Origin of the sequence: Aestuariibacter sp. GS-14 (assembly GCF_006494365.1) — a bacterium.
GTDB classification, from domain to species: Bacteria; Pseudomonadota; Gammaproteobacteria; order Enterobacterales; family Alteromonadaceae; genus Alteromonas; species Alteromonas mangrovi.
The window spans coordinates 1-15,930 of the sequence record NZ_VHIP01000008.1; the positions used below are offsets into that span (position 1 = coordinate 1).

A 15,930-nucleotide genomic window follows, 5' to 3' on the forward strand; every position below is an offset into this window, starting at 1 on the left:
ACCTGCGAACATGCGCCGCGATCGCTGAACACCTAGAACGAACAAAATTAATACAGCAAAGATCAACACGCCCTAATTTCACAATAGAAAACCAGTCGCCGATGCACCATTTAGCTACTCACAAATACGAGGCTGCTGGCACTGCCAACACAAATTGAAAGCAGCCTCCTGAGGCTCATTACAACTACCGCATACCCACTCGCCGTGTTCACATTGCGCAGAAAGTTCGTCCAACACTTTGTTGGCTATAATCAGGTCGTCTTTGTCCATCAGCCAGAGTTCAGGTTGTGTGTCCTGAATGGGCAAATCTCCGGCTGCGCCACTGATGAACTGATTGCGGATTAAACAGGCGATGCCCTGCGCTTGTAGGGCATCGTAGTATTGCTGAAGGGTAAAAGCGCTATCGCTTTGACAGAGTCTGATCATTAGTCCATATCAATTGAAACGCCAGACAACGAACCCAGACCGTCGCCCTTATTGCTGTTGGCATCAAGCTTAATCATTAACCTTAAATCATTGGGTGAATCAGCATGATGCAGCGCTTGTTCCATGGTGATGCGATCGGCTTTGTAAAGATCGAAGAGGGCCATATCAAAGGTTTGCATACCTTGCTCACGCCCTTTCTCCATGGCTTCTTTCAAACCGCCCATTTCGTTGCGCTGAATCAGATCGCGAATAAGCGGTGAATTCAACAGTATTTCAATGGCGGCAACCCGCCCTTTGCCATCAACAGTTGGCACCAATTGCTGTGCAACAATCGCCCGAATGTTCAGACTCAAATCAAACCGCAGCTTGTCGTGCATGTCTTTGGGCGCTAAATGCATAATGCGTTCAATCGCCTGGTTGGCGTTGTTGGCGTGCAAAGTTGCCACACATAAGTGCCCGGTATCGGCAAATGACATCGCGTACTCCATCGTTTCCATGGAGCGAATTTCACCAATCAGGATCACATCCGGCGCCTGACGCAATGAGCTTTTTAACGCATCATCAAACGACTGAGTATCAATACCCACTTCACGCTGCGTAATCACACAGTTTTTGTGCTCGTGTACAAACTCAATGGGATCTTCGATAGTAAGAATGTGCCCGTGCGAATGCGTATTGCGATGCCCGATTAACGCCGCCAGCGATGTTGATTTACCAGTACCAGTGCCCCCCACAAACAACACCAGCCCGCGTTTAGCCATAATAATGTCTTTGAGTACGGGCGGTAGGCCCAGATCGTCAGCATTGGGAATTTGCGTCACGATACGACGCACCACCATGCCAGCTTGGTCGCGTTGCCAGAAGGCACTGCAACGGAATCGCCCTACCCCTTCCCGGGCAATGGCAAAGTTACACTCCTTGGTACTGTGGAAGGTCTTTTTCTGGTCCTCGTTCATTGAGGCATGCACTAAATCCAATGCACCTTGTTCGCTAAGTGCCTGCTCAGTAAGCGGTGTGAGTTTACCGTTAATCTTGGCACTCACAGCAAACCCGGCGGTTACGAATAAGTCTGACGCGCCCTTGTCTACCATCATCTGTAAAAACTGATCCAACATGCGCTCGCTCCCTAGAATCCCGGTCGTTGCTTATCGATCATTTTAGACATGGCATCCTGCTGTGTGATCACGCCGGTTGCCACCAGGCGCTGTAAACACTGATCCATGGTTTGCATGCCGTGCGACTGGCCGGTTTGAATAACCGAGTACATTTGCGGCACTTTGTCTTCGCGAATAAGGTTGCGAATTGCGGGTATACCTACCATGATTTCGTGTGCAGCTACCCTGCCACCGCCAATTTTCTTCAGCAACGTTTGTGAAATAACCGCGCGCAGTGACTCCGATAGCATGGAGCGCACCATGGCCTTCTCTTCCGCTGGAAACACATCAATGATACGGTCGATGGTTTTAGGTGCAGAGTTAGTGTGTAACGTACCAAACACCAAATGGCCGGTTTCCGCCGCTGAAATGGCGAGTCGAATGGTTTCCAAATCACGTAACTCCCCCACCAGGATCACATCCGGATCCTCACGCAGAGCGGAACGCAATGCGTTCGAGAAACTATGTGTATCGCGGTGCACTTCACGCTGGTTAAGTACGCTCAATTTATTTTGGTGCACAAATTCAATGGGGTCTTCAATGGTGAGAATATGTTCGCGCTTGTGCGCGTTGATATGGTCAACCATGGCTGCCAGCGTAGTACTTTTACCCGAGCCTGTTGCGCCGGTTACCAGCACAATTCCGGTTGGCTGATTGATGATTTCTTTAAAAATGGGTGGCGCACCCAGTTCGTCCAAGGTGAGTACTTTGCTGGGAATGGTACGTAATACAGCAGCAGCACCGCGGTTTTGCACGAAGGCATTAACCCGGAATCGCGATAAATCTTTTACCTCAAACGAAAAGTCGGTTTCGAGGTTTTCTTCGTACTCTTTACGCTGCTTGTCGTTCATGATTTCGTAAATTAATGCATGAACCTGTTTATGATCCAACGGATCAACATTCAGTCGTCGCATTTCTCCGTCTACACGAATAATCGGCGGCAATCCGGCCGACAAGTGCAGATCCGATGCGTTATTCTTTACACTGAAAGCTAAAAGTTCGGTAATATCCACAACCTGGTTTCTCCCAACCACTAGATGAGTTCGTTAATGCAAACAATAGCAGATCGCCTGACAAACGCACGTCAAGAAATTGAACACGCCATTGCTGATGCACACCGTCCTGCTCATTGTGTCCGATTACTGGCAGTAAGCAAGACTAAACCGGTATCGGATATCAAAGCAGCGTATGAAGCCGGACAACGACAGTTCGGCGAGAATTATATTCAGGAAGGCGTTGCCAAAATTGAACAATTAAAAATGCTCTCAGACATTGAATGGCACATGATTGGCCCCATACAATCAAATAAGACAAAATTAGTGGCGGAGCATTTTGACTGGGTACAATCGGTTGACCGCCTTAAAATTGCCACACGATTAAACGAGCAGCGCCCGGCTGGTATGCCGCCGCTGAATGTGTGCATTCAGCTAAACCTGGAACAAGAAGCCACTAAATCTGGTATTTTACCGGCAGAGTTACCCGGTATTGCAGAAGCAATTTGTGCTCTGCCGAATCTGAAGTTGCGGGGCCTGATGGCAATACCCGCAACCAACGTAAGTGAGGCACAGCAGTGCGATACGCTAAGCCAGCTGCACGCTCTGTATACAGAATTACAGGCTTCGGCAGATGGCATAGACACACTATCGGTAGGTATGAGTAACGACATGGCACTGGCCATTGCTCATGGTTCAACCATGGTGCGTATTGGCACGGCCATTTTTGGGTCGCGCAACTAAGAACAGGTTGTGTCAGCAATACCCGTTTTTTAACGTCAACAGAATCAACAGGAGACGCATGCAACATCGCAAACTTGCCTTCATTGGTGCAGGCAACATGACACGCAGTATCATTGCGGGATTGGTTGCTTCAGGTTACCCGGCAGGTCATATTATGGCCAGCAACCGTTCACGCCCGAAACTCGATGCGTTGGCTGCCGAGTATGGCATTCAGGTAACTCAATCTAACGGTGATGCCTGTGCATTTGCCGACGCCGTAGTGCTATCGGTAAAGCCGCAAATGATGGAAGAGGTATGTGCTGCTTTGCAACAGGACACTGATTTAACCGGCAAACTGTATATTTCTATCGCGGCCGGCCTGCCTGTACAACGATTACAGCAAATGCTGGGCGCTGAATACCCGGTTGTGCGGGTTATGCCTAATACCCCCAGCCTGCTGGGTCTTGGCATGTCAGGACTGTATGCCGATGCGTCGGTAAGTGAAAGCGATCGGAAATATGTAGATGCGGTGATGGCTGCCGTAGGGAAAACACTTTGGGTAACCGAAGAAAGTGGCATTAATGGCGTGATTGCAGCAGCAGGCAGCAGCCCTGCCTATTTCTTCTTATTCCTGCAAGCCATGCAGGAAGAAAGTATGCGCATGGGTTTCAGCGAAGAGGATGCAAGGTTGCTGGTTCAGCAAGCGATGTTGGGCGCCGCGCAAATGGTATGTGAAAACCCACAGCTAATGCTGAGCGAACTGCGCGCGCAGGTTACGTCTAAAGGCGGAACAACCGCCGCAGCGATTCAGTCGTTCATGGATGACAATATTTCCGGTATGGTATCAAAAGCAATGCAAGCGGCGGTATCCCGGGCCGAAGAAATGGCTAATTCTCTTTAACTAATAGGAACGCAACATGAACGCGATGGTGTTTTTAATTAGCACTATTTTTAATTTGTACCTGATGGTGGTGTTACTGCGATTTTGGCTGCAACTCAGCAAAGCTGACTTTTACAACCCACTCAGTCAGTTTGTGGTAAAAGCTACGCACCCGGTGATAGGCCCAATGCGCAGGATCATACCGTCGGTGGGCTCCATTGACGTGGCTACCCTCATTCTGGCGTTGTTGGTTGCCATGGGTAAATACCTTGCGCTCAGCTTATTGCTGGGCGGCAATATCAACCCATTAGGCATGATCATCATTGGCGCGTTGTCGGTTTTAAAAGAATTCCTCACGCTGGTATTCTGGGTATTAATTATGCGCGCCATTTTGAGCTGGGTGTCGCAAGGCGGAAGTCCGTTTGAATATGTACTGCATCAGCTTACAGAGCCGCTATTAAGCCCTATTAGACGCGTGCTTCCCCCCATGGGCGGAATGGATTTATCAGTGCTGGTGGCCATTATCGGGCTTAAATTCGTAGAAATGCTACTGGCCGATTTTTTACCCTTTTATTAATGAGGTTTGCGATGCTTAAGCAGTTGAGTCAGCAGTTCTGGCAACTGTGTTGCCTCACATTAGCGTTACTCACGTTTACCGTGTCCGCTGAGCAAAAAATGCAACTTGGCGAATGGGACGTTCACTATATCGTGGTGAACTCTACGTTCTTTAGCCCCGACACCGCTCGTGAATACGGTATTGTACGCAGCAAATACAACGCGCTGGTGAACATCTCAGTACTCGACACTGCGACGCAAAAAGCGCAGTTTGTAGGCGTGGAAGGCAGTGCAACCAATTTGCTGGGCACCGAAAAAGCGCTAACGTTCAAACGGGTACAGGAAGGCGATGCCATATACTATCTGGCGGTATTGCCTTTTCGCGACCAGGAAACATATCGGTTCAGCATCCGCATTCAACGCGGTAACGACAGTGAGACACTGAAGTTTCAGCAAAAGATGTACGTTGATTAGGCAAGCGATTCCTCACACAAAAATGGGTGCCGATACTGAATAAAATCGCACCCACTTATCCTTACAGTCTGCTCATCTGTAAAACCCACACGTTTCAGTAAGCGGCTACCCGGCCGGCTTAACGGTAATACAACCAGCATACTTCCAGCACCAAATTCCCCAAGCGCATACTCAAGCACCTGTTTGAGCAAAGATAAACCGGCTCCCATTGCACGTCTTTGTACTACCAGCACAAACTCTCGCTCGCCATTGAATACCTGACATCCGCCCCAGCCAATGAATTCACCATCCCGTTCGATTTGCCAAATACCGTAACCATGCTCTTGCCAGTGGGCACGCGACCGTGCAATCCACTGCTGAACAAATTCAACCGAAAAGCTGCCAGCCATTGATGCAAGTGGCAAATGCCGCCGAATTGCGGTGTCGTTCAATAAACGGCAAACATCATCCGTATCCTCGATGCACAGTTGACGAAAACTAAGTGACATAGTGGTTCATATTTCAGTTAAGTGGTAATGCACTCAATAGACCGGAGTAGTAGCGGATTCATTCCCAAGTAGCATATTTTCAGATTGTTCCACCGCTTATAGTGTTTACAAATCATTTACACCAATAAGGGAAATGGCCATGCGATACGCGCTTGTCGTATTTTGTTTGCTTCTCGCTTGCCGGGCTGCTCACGGCACAGAAGAAACCGGCAATGAATTAAGCTACGAGCACTTTGTGCATAGTGATAAACCCATCAAGTGTTTGTACGGCTACGCCGCCGAAAAAGTGGGCGATCACGATGCAGCCATTGCCATTTTTGAAGACTGCATTGCACGCTGGGAAAGCGTGTATTCGATGATTTGGCTGGCACAAATTTACGATTCTGGCATAGGCGTACCGCAGGACCTGGAAAAAGCCGCTGCGTTGTTAAAACGGGGCGCACATACCCAGGATGAAGCGGGTTACACCAGTCTGGCTAAGTATCATTATGGTATGATTTTGATTGAGGGGCGTGGCGTAGCAGCCGATAAGCAAGCTGGCATAAACTGGTTACAACGCGCCGCCGACGAAGGTGTAGACGAGGCGCGGGAATATTTGGCATCCATGCCGTAAGCACGCATACGCCCAAAACGCCACAAACCGCGTTATTTTTGCTACCAAGCGAGTTTGTTGTTACGCGTAATTTTCCTATACTGGCTCCCATTAAATAACGATAACGAAGGTGGGAGCTACATTGAAAACACTAACGACAACACTACTGGCCAGTTTACTGGCTGGTCTTGCCTTAACAGCCTGCAGTTCAACGTCGAGTACGACGACTGAACCAGAAAAGCCAGCCTTGTCTCTTGAACGCATCTATAAAGACAACACATTCAAAAGTGAACGCGCGCCCTATTTCCGCTGGTTAGACGACGGCAGTGGCTACACGGTATTAGAGAGCCGAAGCATTGGATCCAACATCGACACTGAACACGGTGTAACGGGCAATGACATTGTGTTCTACCAGCCAGACGGAAGCGGTAGAAAAGTCCTTGTCACCGTAGAGCAGCTCACTCCGCAAGGCGCTACCGCTGCTCTGAGCATTGAAGATTACCAATGGTCTGCCGACGGTAACTGGGCGCTCATCTTTACCAATGGGCAAAAAGTCTGGCGTCATCGCACCCGCGGCGACTACTGGGTATTAAACCTCAACACCAACCAATTGTATCAGTTAGGTGGTGAACAGCCGCCAGCAACCAGCCTTATGTTCGCCAAATTCAGCCCGGACAGTCAAAAGATAGCGTATGTCAGAAACAACAATATTTATGTGGAAACGCTGGGTAAATCTCAGGTTACCGCACTGACAACCGATGGCAGCGACACCATTATCAATGGTAATTTCGACTGGGTTTACGAAGAAGAATTCACCATAACTGATGGATTCCGCTGGAGCCCCGATAGCCAGAATATTGCTTACTGGCAGTTGGATGCGTCCGGGGTGAAGTATTTTACCATGATCAACAACACCGATACGCTGTACCCTACCCTCACTCAGTTTCCCTACCCGAAAGCGGGAGAGCAAAACTCAGCGGTAAAAGTAGGTGTAGTGGAATTGGCCTCCAAACAAACCCATTGGGCAGCATTACCTGGTGATAATCGCGATCGTTATATTCCGCGCATTAGCTGGGCTGGCACCAGCGATGCCGTACTAATTCAGGACGTTAACCGCCCGCAGAATACCAATACCCTGCGGTTATTTAACTGGAAGGCCAACGCGCTCAACACCATTTACACCGACAAAGACGAGGCTTTCCTTGAATGGTTTTACGAAGCTGAATGGGAACAGGATGGCAGTCACTTTGTGTGGCATAGCGAACGCGATGACTGGCGTCACCTGTATCGTATCGCCCGCGATGGCAGTGAGATCATCGACCTTACCCCAGGCAACTACGATATTGTGGATTTAATTACGCTGAATGAAGCCACCAATAGCTTTTACTTTACTGCAGCGCCTGATCACCCTGAACAACGCTTTTTATTTAAAGGTACCCTTGACGGTAGCAAACCGGTAGAGCGCATCACGCCAGACGCGTTTGCGGGTAACAACCGTTATTACATGTCGAAAGACGCCAGTTATGCCATGCATACCCACAGCCGGTTTAATCAGCCGCCGGTCAGCCAAATCATTAAGACTGACGGGCACAGCACCATTACGCAACTCACCACCAATGCGGAATTAAAGACGCTGCTGGCTAAGGAAGTGCTACCTTCCCACGAATTCTTCACGGTAACGGCACAGGACGGTATGGAACTGGACGGCTGGGTCATGTTCCCGGCCAACATGGATCCCACGAAAAAGTATCCCATTATTTTCTACGTATACGGTGAACCCTGGGGCTCAACCGTGCAGGACAGCTGGGGTGGCAACAGCTATCTGTGGAATAGTATGATGACCCAACAGGGCTTTATCATGGCGTCGGTTGACAACCGGGGTACCCGCGCACCGAAAGGCCGCGACTGGCGCAAGTCGATTTATAAAAAGATTGGCAGTGTTACCGTACGTGACCAGGCCGATGCGCTGGATGCTATGGCTGCCCGCTGGTCGCAAATCGATACCAGCCGCGTTGGCGTGTGGGGGCATTCAGGTGGCGGTAGTTCAACGCTGAATTTATTGTTCCGCCATGGCGATAAATACCATGTTGGCGTTGCCCAGGCACCGGTTGCTGACATTCGCTATTACGACACAATTTATCAGGAAAGGTATTCGGGCAACCCCAATACCGACCCGGATAGCTTCACACAAACCTCGCCCATAACGTTTGCCAAAGATCTGCAAGGCAAGCTTTTACTGGTGCACGGGACCGGCGATGACAACGTGCACTATCAGGGTACGGAAGCGCTGATCAATGAGTTAGTGAAGCACAACAAACAGTTTGAATTTATGTCGTACCCCAATCGCAGTCACAGCATTGCGGAAGGCGAAGGCACGACGTTGCACCTGCAAACTATGAAAACACAGTATTTTATTGAACACTTAAAGCCCTGATCATGCTTGAGCATGTTTAAACAAAACAGGCCGCTGATTGCGGCCTGTTTTGTTTTCACTCATTTTGCTTATGCGAATTGGTATTACACCTGCTCTTCGCGCAAAAACACCAGTTCAGTTGCACTGCTTTGCGCTTCGCTGTAGTAGTAACCGTCGGTATCGAATCCCTTCAGGCCAGCCACATCATCAACGCGATTCTGAATAATATAACGGGCCATCAACCCTCGCGCTTTTTTGGCAAAAAAACTAATGATCTTGTATTGACCATTTTTCTTGTCTTTAAATACCGGCGTTACAATCATGCCATCAACCTGTTTTGGCTTAACCGACTTAAAATATTCGTTTGAAGCCAGATTAACCAGCACGTTATCGCCCTGCGCTGCCAGCGCTTTGTTTACCTCAGTGGTAACGGTATTACCCCAAAACTCATACAGGTTTTTACCACGCGAATTAGCCAGCCTGGTACCCATTTCCAAACGATAAGCCTGCATCAGATCCAATGGACGAAGCACGCCATACAAACCCGACAAAATACGTAAATGCTGCTGAGCATAGGTAATATCGTCCGCAGATAAGGTGTGTGCATCCAAACCGGTATACACATCACCATTAAATGCAAACAACGCCTGGCGCGCGTTTTCCGGTGTGAAAGGAGTGCTAAATTCTGCAAACCGGTTGGCGTTTAACGTTGCCAGCTTGTCGCTGATTTTCATGAGCGACGACAAATCCGCCGGCGTCAGTGCTTTACATTCTTGCGCCAACGTAGCGGCATCACTCAGTAAAACGGGCTGAGTATGCTCAGATACGGGTATCTGGGTGTCAAAATCGAGATTTTTCGCAGGGGATACTACAACTAACATCATTTCTCCTTACATTTGAGCCGAAGTATACCATTGTCAGGGGAGAAATTGGGCCGGTAAAACCGATTGAACGGTTCGCATTTTCCGGTTAACGAAAACCGTACTGGGATTGTTAAAAAATGACATATCCGACCGCCACCAAAGAGGTTAAACAATCTGCCAGATTGTTATACACTAAACGTCAAACATATCACTATAAGTCAACAATGACGCCCTACAGTAGGCTGTTACAGGCACAAACACTGTAAAGTTGATTACTGCACTATCATATTCAGGCATATTCAGGATTAGGAACATCATGAGCAATCAGTTAGCATCACTTCGTAAAATTACTACCGTTGTTGCCGACACGGGCGACATTGAAGCCATTAAAAAATACCAACCGGTTGACGCCACCACCAACCCTTCGCTGCTGCTGAAAGCGGCGGGCATGCCACAATACGCAAGCCTGATTGACGAAGCTGTTGCATGGGCAGCCAAACAATCAAGCGATCCAGCACAGCAACTTACTGACGCAGCTGACAAACTGGCAGTGTCAATTGGAAAAGAAATCTCCGCCACTATTCCAGGCCGTATTTCTACCGAAGTTGATGCGCGTTTGTCGTTTGACACCGCAGCCACCATTGCTAAAGCAGAGCGTTTGGTTCAGTTGTACGCCGATGCCGGCATCGATAAGTCGCGCATCCTGATCAAGATCGCATCTACCTGGGAAGGCATCAAAGCAGCAGAAGTACTCGAGAAACAGGGTGTAAACTGTAACCTTACTCTGTTATTCAGCTTTGCACAGGCCCGTGCTTGTGCGGAAGCAGGCGTATTCCTGATCTCTCCTTTCGTAGGGCGTATCCTTGACTGGTACAAAAAGAGCACAGGAAAAGACAGCTACGAAGCCAGCGAAGATCCTGGCGTAGTATCAGTAACCAGTATTTATAATTTCTACAAGGCCAATGGTTACAACACCATTGTAATGGGCGCAAGTTTCCGCAATACCGATGAAATACTTGAGCTGGCCGGATGCGACCGCTTAACAATCAGCCCTAACCTGTTAGAAGAACTGGCAAATACTGCTGGCGAAGTAGAAGCTAAACTGGTTGATAACGGAGCAACAGAAGCCCCGGGTGAACGTTTAAGCGAAGCAGGATTCCGCTGGGAAATGAACGAAGATGCCATGGCCACTGAAAAACTGGCAGAAGGTATTCGTAACTTTGCTGCGGATCAGGACAAGCTGGAAACAATGTTAAAAGACAAGCTTGCCAAATTGTAATACAATATTAACATTGTCTCACATTACATCGATTCAAAGGAAAAGAGTATGACTACCCTTACTCAATCTGCACAATGGCAAACGCTCACCAGCCTGGCTGAGTCAGTAAAAAGCGCACATATGCGCGACTGGTTTGCCAGTGACGCTCAGCGTGCTGAGCGCATGCAAGCGTCTGCCTGCGGCATTTTCGTGGATTATTCAAAAAACCGTATTACTGATAACGTCCTCGCCGCATTATTTGACCTGGCAGATGCCCAGGGCGTTGATGCGCAAAAAGCCGCTATGTTTAACGGCGAGACCATTAACACCACAGAAGGACGCGCAGTGCTACATACTGCTCTGCGTAACTTTTCGGGTAATCCGGTGATTGTCGACGGTCAGGACGTAATGCCAGAAGTACTGGCTACGCTGGACAAAATCAAGGCGTTTACCCATAGCATCCACTCGGGTGAACACAAAGGTTATACCGGAAAGGCCATTAAGCATATCGTGGCCATTGGTATTGGCGGCTCGTTCCTGGGCCCCAAAATCATGACCGAAGCACTCAAGCCATACCGCACCGACGCAGTGCAAGTGCACTTTGTTGCTAACGTTGATGGTTGCCATATCCATGATGTGCTAAGCGAGCGCGACCATGAAGACACCTTAATTGTGATGTCATCTAAATCATTTTCTACCCAGGAAACGCTGCAAAATACATTGAGTGCCAAAGCCTGGTTTCTGAAACAAGGTGGCACCCAGGAAGACATCGCCAAGCACTTTGTTGCAGTGTCTTCAAACGTAAAAGCCGCCACCGAGTTTGGCATTGCAGCGGAAAACATTTTCCCAATGTGGGACTGGGTAGGTGGTCGTTACTCTTTGTGGTCTGCTATTGGTTTGCCTATTTCTCTGGCACTGGGTTTTGATAATTTCAAAGGCCTGCTGGAAGGGGCTTATGCAATGGACGAGCACTTTAAAACGGCCCCGAAAGAGCAAAACCTACCCGTGTTGCTGGCGGTCATTGGCGTGTGGTATCGCAACTTCTTTGATGCCCAGTCGCAGGTGTTACTGCCTTACTATCACTACCTGCGCGGTTTGCCTGCCTATGTGCAGCAACTGGACATGGAAAGTAATGGCAAACTGGTAACGCAGGCTGGCGAAGCCATTGATTATGAAACTGGCCCAATTATCTGGGGCAGTGAAGGCACCAATGGTCAGCACAGCTTCCATCAGTTGATTCACCAGGGTCATGGTGTAATCCCGGTAGATTTCCTGATGCCTCTGAATGTGCCTAACCAGGACGATACCCACCACGCTATGCTGGCGTCAAACTGCTTTGGTCAGGCACAAGCACTTATGCAAGGTAAAACCTTTGAAGACTGCTATGCAGACCTTAATGGTAAAGGCCTGGATGAGGCTGAGCAAACCCGTCTCGCGCAGCACAAAACTATGCCGGGTAACAAGCCAAGTAACACTATTTTGTTCGAAAAACTGGATCCGTTCACACTTGGCGCGTTGGTTGCTATGTATGAACATAAGGTGTTCGTTCAAGGTGTTATCTGGCAGCTTAATTCCTTCGACCAATGGGGTGTGGAATTAGGAAAAGTTCTGGGAAATCAAGTATTAGCAGGCATCCAGGGAGATGCAGGCAGCAATGAGTTCGACAGTTCTACCCAGCAACTGATTAATCGCTTCAAGCAGGCCAATGCACCAAAATAAACATTACTGGTCCAACTTGTTCCAATAATGTGCAATACGTCCGGTTACCAGCCTTCACTTACGGGTAACCGGATTATCTGAACACCACGGAATTGTCATCACAGCGTCACAAATTGTTAATCAAAAGTAAATAAAAGTATTTTAATTTAGCAGTAGCTGTGGTACATAACATGTCAGGGGTCAAAAAAGACACACTGACAGTGTAGTTAGCGGTAATAATAAGGAGATCTCCGTGGATACTTCAGATCTATTTGAAATGCTCGATTTAGATGACAGTTCTACCAAAACCAAAAGTAAAAAACGTAAGTGGAGAGAGATTGAAGCAATTAAGGACCGGTATCAGTTAGAGAAAGAGTTGGCCGATATCGATTTAAGTTTCGACCTTAGCTTTGAGGAAGGCGTACGCTAAATACCAAACAGCCACATGGTGCAAACCTTGTGGCTGTTTTGCTTTATAGTGTTCGTTGTTGGTCTATACCTGCCAGTTAACAGGCTGTTTGCCTTGCTGACTGAGTAACGCATTGGTTTGACTAAAGTGGCCACATCCCAGAAAGCCCCGGTGCGCAGAGAGTGGCGACGGGTGCGGTGCATTCAATACGTAATGCTTTTGCGTATCGATGTTTTGTCCCTTTTTCTGGGCGTGACTACCCCAAAGTAAAAACACAACGCCTTGTTGGGTATCGTTAACCGATTTAATCACAGCGTCGGTAAACGCTTCCCAGCCCCATTTCGCATGACTGTGCGCTTTACCCTGCTCTACTGTGAGTACGGTATTGAGTAACAGTACTCCCTGCTTCGCCCATTGCGTTAAATTACCGTGTGATGGAATGCGAAACCCGTCGATATCCTGCGCCAGCTCTTTGTAAATGTTTACCAGTGATGGTGGCGTTTTGATGCCGGGAAGCACTGAAAAACACAAACCATGAGCCTGTCCTGGACCGTGATAGGGATCCTGACCCAGAATAACCACTTTCACCTCTTCCAACGGGGTGAGAGTCAGCGCATTGAATACATCAGAGGCCGGCGGATAAATTGCTTTACCCGCCATTCGTTCGGCATCAACACGGGCCATTAACTGCTGAAAAAAATCAGCGTGCTTTACCGGCCCGAGAACGTCTTGCCAGCCTGGCATTACTCGCCTTTTAGCAAAGAAAACAAATGCGCTTTTAAAGCGGCATAGTCAGCTGGCAGTTCAGCTTCGAGACTTTCTTTGTTAGCACAGTCAGCCAGAGGTTGTGGCAGGCTAAGCGGTGTACCCAGCACGTTTTCAACCGTTTCGCGGAATTTTGCAGGGTGCGCTGTGCCAAGGAAAACACCAATTTCGCCCGGTTCCAAATCGTGGCTTACTGCGCGATAGGCAATCGCCGCATGCGGCTCACTGGTATAGCCCTCTTTCAGCAACTGACGCATTGCTAACTGGGTGTATTCCTCATCTACTGACTCACCACGGATCACACTCTTATCCAGATAACCGCGCTCAATTAATGCTTCAATACGAGGCCAGTTATTGGGCTGACTTACGTCCATAGCATTCGACATAGTCGCTACGGTCGCGTTTGGCGCCCACTCACCGGTCTTCAGGTAGCGCGGTACGGTATCATTCAGATTCGTTGCCGCAATAAAGCGCTTAATCGGCAGGCCCATGGTCTTGGCTATCATACCCGCAGTCAGGTTACCAAAGTTACCGCTCGGCACGGAGAACACTACTTGGTCGCGCTTGTCAGCAGGCAATTGCGCCACGGCTTCAAAGTAATAACATACCTGTGCCAGCAAACGGCTGATGTTAATGGAGTTGGCAGAGTTTAAATGTAATCCTTCGCGTACGTCCGGATCGTCAAACGACTGCTTAACTAACGCCTGACAAGCATCGAAGTCACTTTCAATCGCAACGGTGTGAATATTATCACCCAGCGTGGTAAATAGTTTCTGCTGTAACGGGCTGATTTTGCCTTTCGGGAACAAAATTACCACATTGATGTTATCCAGACCGTGGAATGCATGTGCAACTGCCGCGCCGGTATCACCCGAGGTAGCGGTTAGAATAGTGATGGGTTTACCGTCGCTGATACGCGATAACACCTGCGCCATAAAGCGGCCGCCAAAGTCCTTGAACGCCAGCGTAGGACCGTGGAACAACTCCAGGCTATATACGTTGTCGGTCACTTGCACTACCGGCGCTGGAAAGGTAAAGGCCGTATTCACGACATCTGCCACCAACTCTTCGCCTAATTCACTGCCAATCAGGGTTGAGAGGATCTTAATAGAGCGTTCAGCGAACGGCAGTGCTAATAAGCCATCGATATCGTCGAGCACTGGAATGTCAGTTGGGAAAAACAATCCCTGATTGCGTCCAAGGCCTTGTTTTACTGCTTGCGCAAATGACACCTGTTCACTTGCGTCTTTTAAATTTACCAATTGCACTGTTACTCTACCTTACTCTTGTTCCTGCTGAGAACCTGCACCCTGTGCAGGAATACGACATACGTGGCTAAAGCCATCTTCGTTCTGGATATAGTGCTTGCTTAGCCAGCCCGAAATGTCATTGGCTTTGCGGTAATCATCGCATACAGCAAATACCGTTGGGCCTGAACCCGAAATACCAAACGCCAGGGCGCCATTACCCATACTGTAAGCGCGTGCTTCATCGAATGCCGGCAACAGCGATTTGCGATACGGCTCAGCAATGACGTCTTGCATTACACTGGCAGCCAGCGCGTAATCATCGTTATACAATGCGTGTACGAAAATACCCAACTGACGACCAAAGGTTAACGTATTCGCCATTGAAATTTCTTTTGGCAAAATATTACGCGCGGCCGATGTGGACACACTGATACCCGAATAGCACACCACCCAATACCAGCTTTTCACAACTGGTAACGACACCGTTACCTGGTCTTGCTGACCGGTCATTAGGGTCATACCACCCAGGTAACATGGCGCAACGTTATCGTAGTGAATACTGCCGCTGATTTGTCCTTCCAGCTCGCCCATCATGGTTAACAGCGTGGTTTTATCGAATGGACGACCGAAGTGTTCATTAAGGCCATGAAATGCAGCTACAATCGAGCTCGCACTGGATCCCAGCCCACTGCCAATTGGCAGACTCTTCAGTAGTGTCATGTGTACTGGCGTTACCGCCAGCCCTTTAGCCTGCATGGCTTTTTCAAAATGAATATAGCAGTCTTTTACAATGTTATCGTCAGGATCGGCTGGCAACTTATGGGCAAATACACCCGCCACAGACAGGCCGAATTCATCGGCATCACTAACGATGACTTCATCGCCTAACAAACTCCCATCAAGAGGTTGTAAGGCCGCGCCCAATACATCGAATCCCAGGCTGACATTGCCTATGGATGCCGGGGCGTACGCTCTGGTTGTTTTCATGTT

At 48.7% G+C, this 15,930-nt stretch carries 17 protein-coding genes; 9 read left to right on the forward strand and 8 right to left on the reverse strand.

Features of this window, described 5'->3' with window-relative positions:
* Positions 1–114 precede the first annotated feature (114 nt).
* The 3 genes from FJ444_RS13560 to FJ444_RS13570 are packed head-to-tail and all read right to left on the reverse strand — an operon-like array spanning position 115 to position 2,593.
* Positions 115–426: a putative signal transducing protein gene (locus tag FJ444_RS13560; RefSeq protein WP_140958989.1), complete on the reverse strand. Its 312-nt coding sequence runs from the start codon at positions 424–426 to the stop codon at positions 115–117.
* Positions 426–1,541, reverse strand: a complete 1,116-nt coding sequence (locus FJ444_RS13565) for a PilT/PilU family type 4a pilus ATPase (protein ID WP_140958991.1) — start codon at positions 1,539–1,541, stop codon at positions 426–428. Before FJ444_RS13565 ends, FJ444_RS13560 begins: the two co-directional genes overlap by 1 nt.
* An 11-nt stretch (positions 1,542–1,552) precedes the next feature.
* On the reverse strand, positions 1,553–2,593 hold the full coding sequence (locus FJ444_RS13570; protein WP_140958993.1) for a type IV pilus twitching motility protein PilT: 1,041 nt from the start codon (positions 2,591–2,593) through the stop codon (positions 1,553–1,555).
* 36 nt (positions 2,594–2,629) lie between these two features.
* Between FJ444_RS13570 and FJ444_RS13575 the strand changes: the two genes are divergently transcribed.
* From FJ444_RS13575 to FJ444_RS13590, 4 genes are read left to right on the forward strand one after another with little or no spacing between them, the layout of a single operon-like run.
* Positions 2,630–3,316 carry a YggS family pyridoxal phosphate-dependent enzyme gene (locus FJ444_RS13575; RefSeq protein ID WP_140958995.1) on the forward strand — a complete coding sequence of 229 codons (687 nt, stop codon included), beginning with the start codon at positions 2,630–2,632 and terminating at the stop codon, positions 3,314–3,316.
* Positions 3,317–3,374: 58 nt separating this feature from the next.
* Positions 3,375–4,196 (forward strand): pyrroline-5-carboxylate reductase, encoded by an 822-nt coding sequence (proC, locus tag FJ444_RS13580; protein WP_140958997.1) that lies wholly within the window; start codon positions 3,375–3,377, stop codon positions 4,194–4,196.
* 16 nt (positions 4,197–4,212) lie between these two features.
* Entirely contained in the window at positions 4,213–4,752 is a 540-nt protein-coding gene (locus tag FJ444_RS13585; protein WP_140958999.1) for a YggT family protein, read from the forward strand.
* An 11-nt stretch (positions 4,753–4,763) separates the two neighbouring features.
* Positions 4,764–5,204, forward strand: coding sequence for a DUF4426 domain-containing protein (locus FJ444_RS13590; protein ID WP_255439173.1), 441 nt, complete (start codon positions 4,764–4,766; stop codon positions 5,202–5,204).
* Here FJ444_RS13590 and FJ444_RS13595 read toward each other — a convergent pair.
* Positions 5,201–5,692, reverse strand: a complete 492-nt coding sequence (locus FJ444_RS13595) for a GNAT family N-acetyltransferase (protein ID WP_140959003.1) — start codon at positions 5,690–5,692, stop codon at positions 5,201–5,203. The two genes, FJ444_RS13590 and FJ444_RS13595, sit on opposite strands and share 4 nt — an antisense overlap.
* Positions 5,693–5,831: 139 nt before the next feature.
* On the opposite strand from FJ444_RS13595, the gene FJ444_RS13600 reads away from it, so the two are divergent.
* Both FJ444_RS13600 and FJ444_RS13605 read left to right on the forward strand, forming a co-directional pair.
* Positions 5,832–6,305 (forward strand): tetratricopeptide repeat protein, encoded by a 474-nt coding sequence (locus FJ444_RS13600; RefSeq protein WP_140959005.1) that lies wholly within the window; start codon positions 5,832–5,834, stop codon positions 6,303–6,305.
* Positions 6,306–6,426: 121 nt separating this feature from the next.
* Positions 6,427–8,718 (forward strand): S9 family peptidase, encoded by a 2,292-nt coding sequence (locus FJ444_RS13605; protein ID WP_140959007.1) that lies wholly within the window; start codon positions 6,427–6,429, stop codon positions 8,716–8,718.
* Positions 8,719–8,801: 83 nt separating this feature from the next.
* Here FJ444_RS13605 and yaaA read toward each other — a convergent pair whose 3' ends face one another.
* On the reverse strand, positions 8,802–9,578 hold the full coding sequence (gene yaaA, locus FJ444_RS13610; protein ID WP_140959323.1) for a peroxide stress protein YaaA: 777 nt from the start codon (positions 9,576–9,578) through the stop codon (positions 8,802–8,804).
* Between the two features lie 298 nt (positions 9,579–9,876).
* Between yaaA and tal the strand changes: the two genes are divergently transcribed.
* From tal to FJ444_RS13625, 3 genes are all read left to right on the forward strand, one after another.
* The gene (tal, locus tag FJ444_RS13615) at positions 9,877–10,839 is read left to right on the forward strand and encodes a transaldolase (RefSeq protein WP_140959009.1); all 963 of its coding nucleotides are present in this window, start codon (positions 9,877–9,879) and stop codon (positions 10,837–10,839) included.
* 48 nt (positions 10,840–10,887) lie between these two features.
* A complete protein-coding gene (pgi, locus tag FJ444_RS13620) occupies positions 10,888–12,537 on the forward strand; it encodes a glucose-6-phosphate isomerase (protein WP_140959011.1) in 1,650 nt (549 codons plus the stop codon).
* A gap of 232 nt (positions 12,538–12,769) precedes the next feature.
* On the forward strand, positions 12,770–12,946 hold the full coding sequence (locus FJ444_RS13625; protein WP_140959013.1) for a DUF3545 family protein: 177 nt from the start codon (positions 12,770–12,772) through the stop codon (positions 12,944–12,946).
* Positions 12,947–13,009: 63 nt separating this feature from the next.
* Here FJ444_RS13625 and ung read toward each other — a convergent pair whose 3' ends face one another.
* From ung to thrB, 3 genes are read right to left on the reverse strand one after another with little or no spacing between them, the layout of a single operon-like run.
* Positions 13,010–13,669 carry a uracil-DNA glycosylase gene (ung, locus tag FJ444_RS13630; protein WP_140959015.1) on the reverse strand — a complete coding sequence of 220 codons (660 nt, stop codon included), beginning with the start codon at positions 13,667–13,669 and terminating at the stop codon, positions 13,010–13,012.
* Entirely contained in the window at positions 13,669–14,958 is a 1,290-nt protein-coding gene (gene thrC / locus FJ444_RS13635; RefSeq protein ID WP_140959017.1) for a threonine synthase, read from the reverse strand. Before thrC ends, ung begins: the two co-directional genes overlap by 1 nt.
* Before the next feature lie 12 nt (positions 14,959–14,970).
* Positions 14,971–15,927, reverse strand: a complete 957-nt coding sequence (gene thrB / locus FJ444_RS13640; protein ID WP_140959019.1) for a homoserine kinase — start codon at positions 15,925–15,927, stop codon at positions 14,971–14,973.
* Positions 15,928–15,930: the final 3 nt, after the last annotated feature.

Excerpts from the sequence above, each read along its gene's own strand:
- ung (WP_140959015.1), bottom strand. The coding sequence starts at position 13,669 with ATGCCAGGCTGGCAAGACGTTCTCGGGCCGGTAAAGCACGCTGATTTT.
- yaaA (WP_140959323.1), bottom strand. The coding sequence starts at position 9,578 with ATGTTAGTTGTAGTATCCCCTGCGAAAAATCTCGATTTTGACACCCAG.
- FJ444_RS13575 (WP_140958995.1), top strand. The coding sequence starts at position 2,630 with ATGCAAACAATAGCAGATCGCCTGACAAACGCACGTCAAGAAATTGAA.
- FJ444_RS13590 (WP_255439173.1), top strand. The coding sequence starts at position 4,764 with ATGCTTAAGCAGTTGAGTCAGCAGTTCTGGCAACTGTGTTGCCTCACA.
- pgi (WP_140959011.1), top strand. The coding sequence starts at position 10,888 with ATGACTACCCTTACTCAATCTGCACAATGGCAAACGCTCACCAGCCTG.
- thrB (WP_140959019.1), bottom strand. The coding sequence starts at position 15,927 with ATGAAAACAACCAGAGCGTACGCCCCGGCATCCATAGGCAATGTCAGC.
- proC (WP_140958997.1), top strand. The coding sequence starts at position 3,375 with ATGCAACATCGCAAACTTGCCTTCATTGGTGCAGGCAACATGACACGC.
- FJ444_RS13560 (WP_140958989.1), bottom strand. The coding sequence starts at position 426 with ATGATCAGACTCTGTCAAAGCGATAGCGCTTTTACCCTTCAGCAATAC.
- FJ444_RS13585 (WP_140958999.1), top strand. The coding sequence starts at position 4,213 with ATGAACGCGATGGTGTTTTTAATTAGCACTATTTTTAATTTGTACCTG.
- FJ444_RS13595 (WP_140959003.1), bottom strand. The coding sequence starts at position 5,692 with ATGTCACTTAGTTTTCGTCAACTGTGCATCGAGGATACGGATGATGTT.
- FJ444_RS13565 (WP_140958991.1), bottom strand. The coding sequence starts at position 1,541 with ATGTTGGATCAGTTTTTACAGATGATGGTAGACAAGGGCGCGTCAGAC.
- tal (WP_140959009.1), top strand. The coding sequence starts at position 9,877 with ATGAGCAATCAGTTAGCATCACTTCGTAAAATTACTACCGTTGTTGCC.
- FJ444_RS13600 (WP_140959005.1), top strand. The coding sequence starts at position 5,832 with ATGCGATACGCGCTTGTCGTATTTTGTTTGCTTCTCGCTTGCCGGGCT.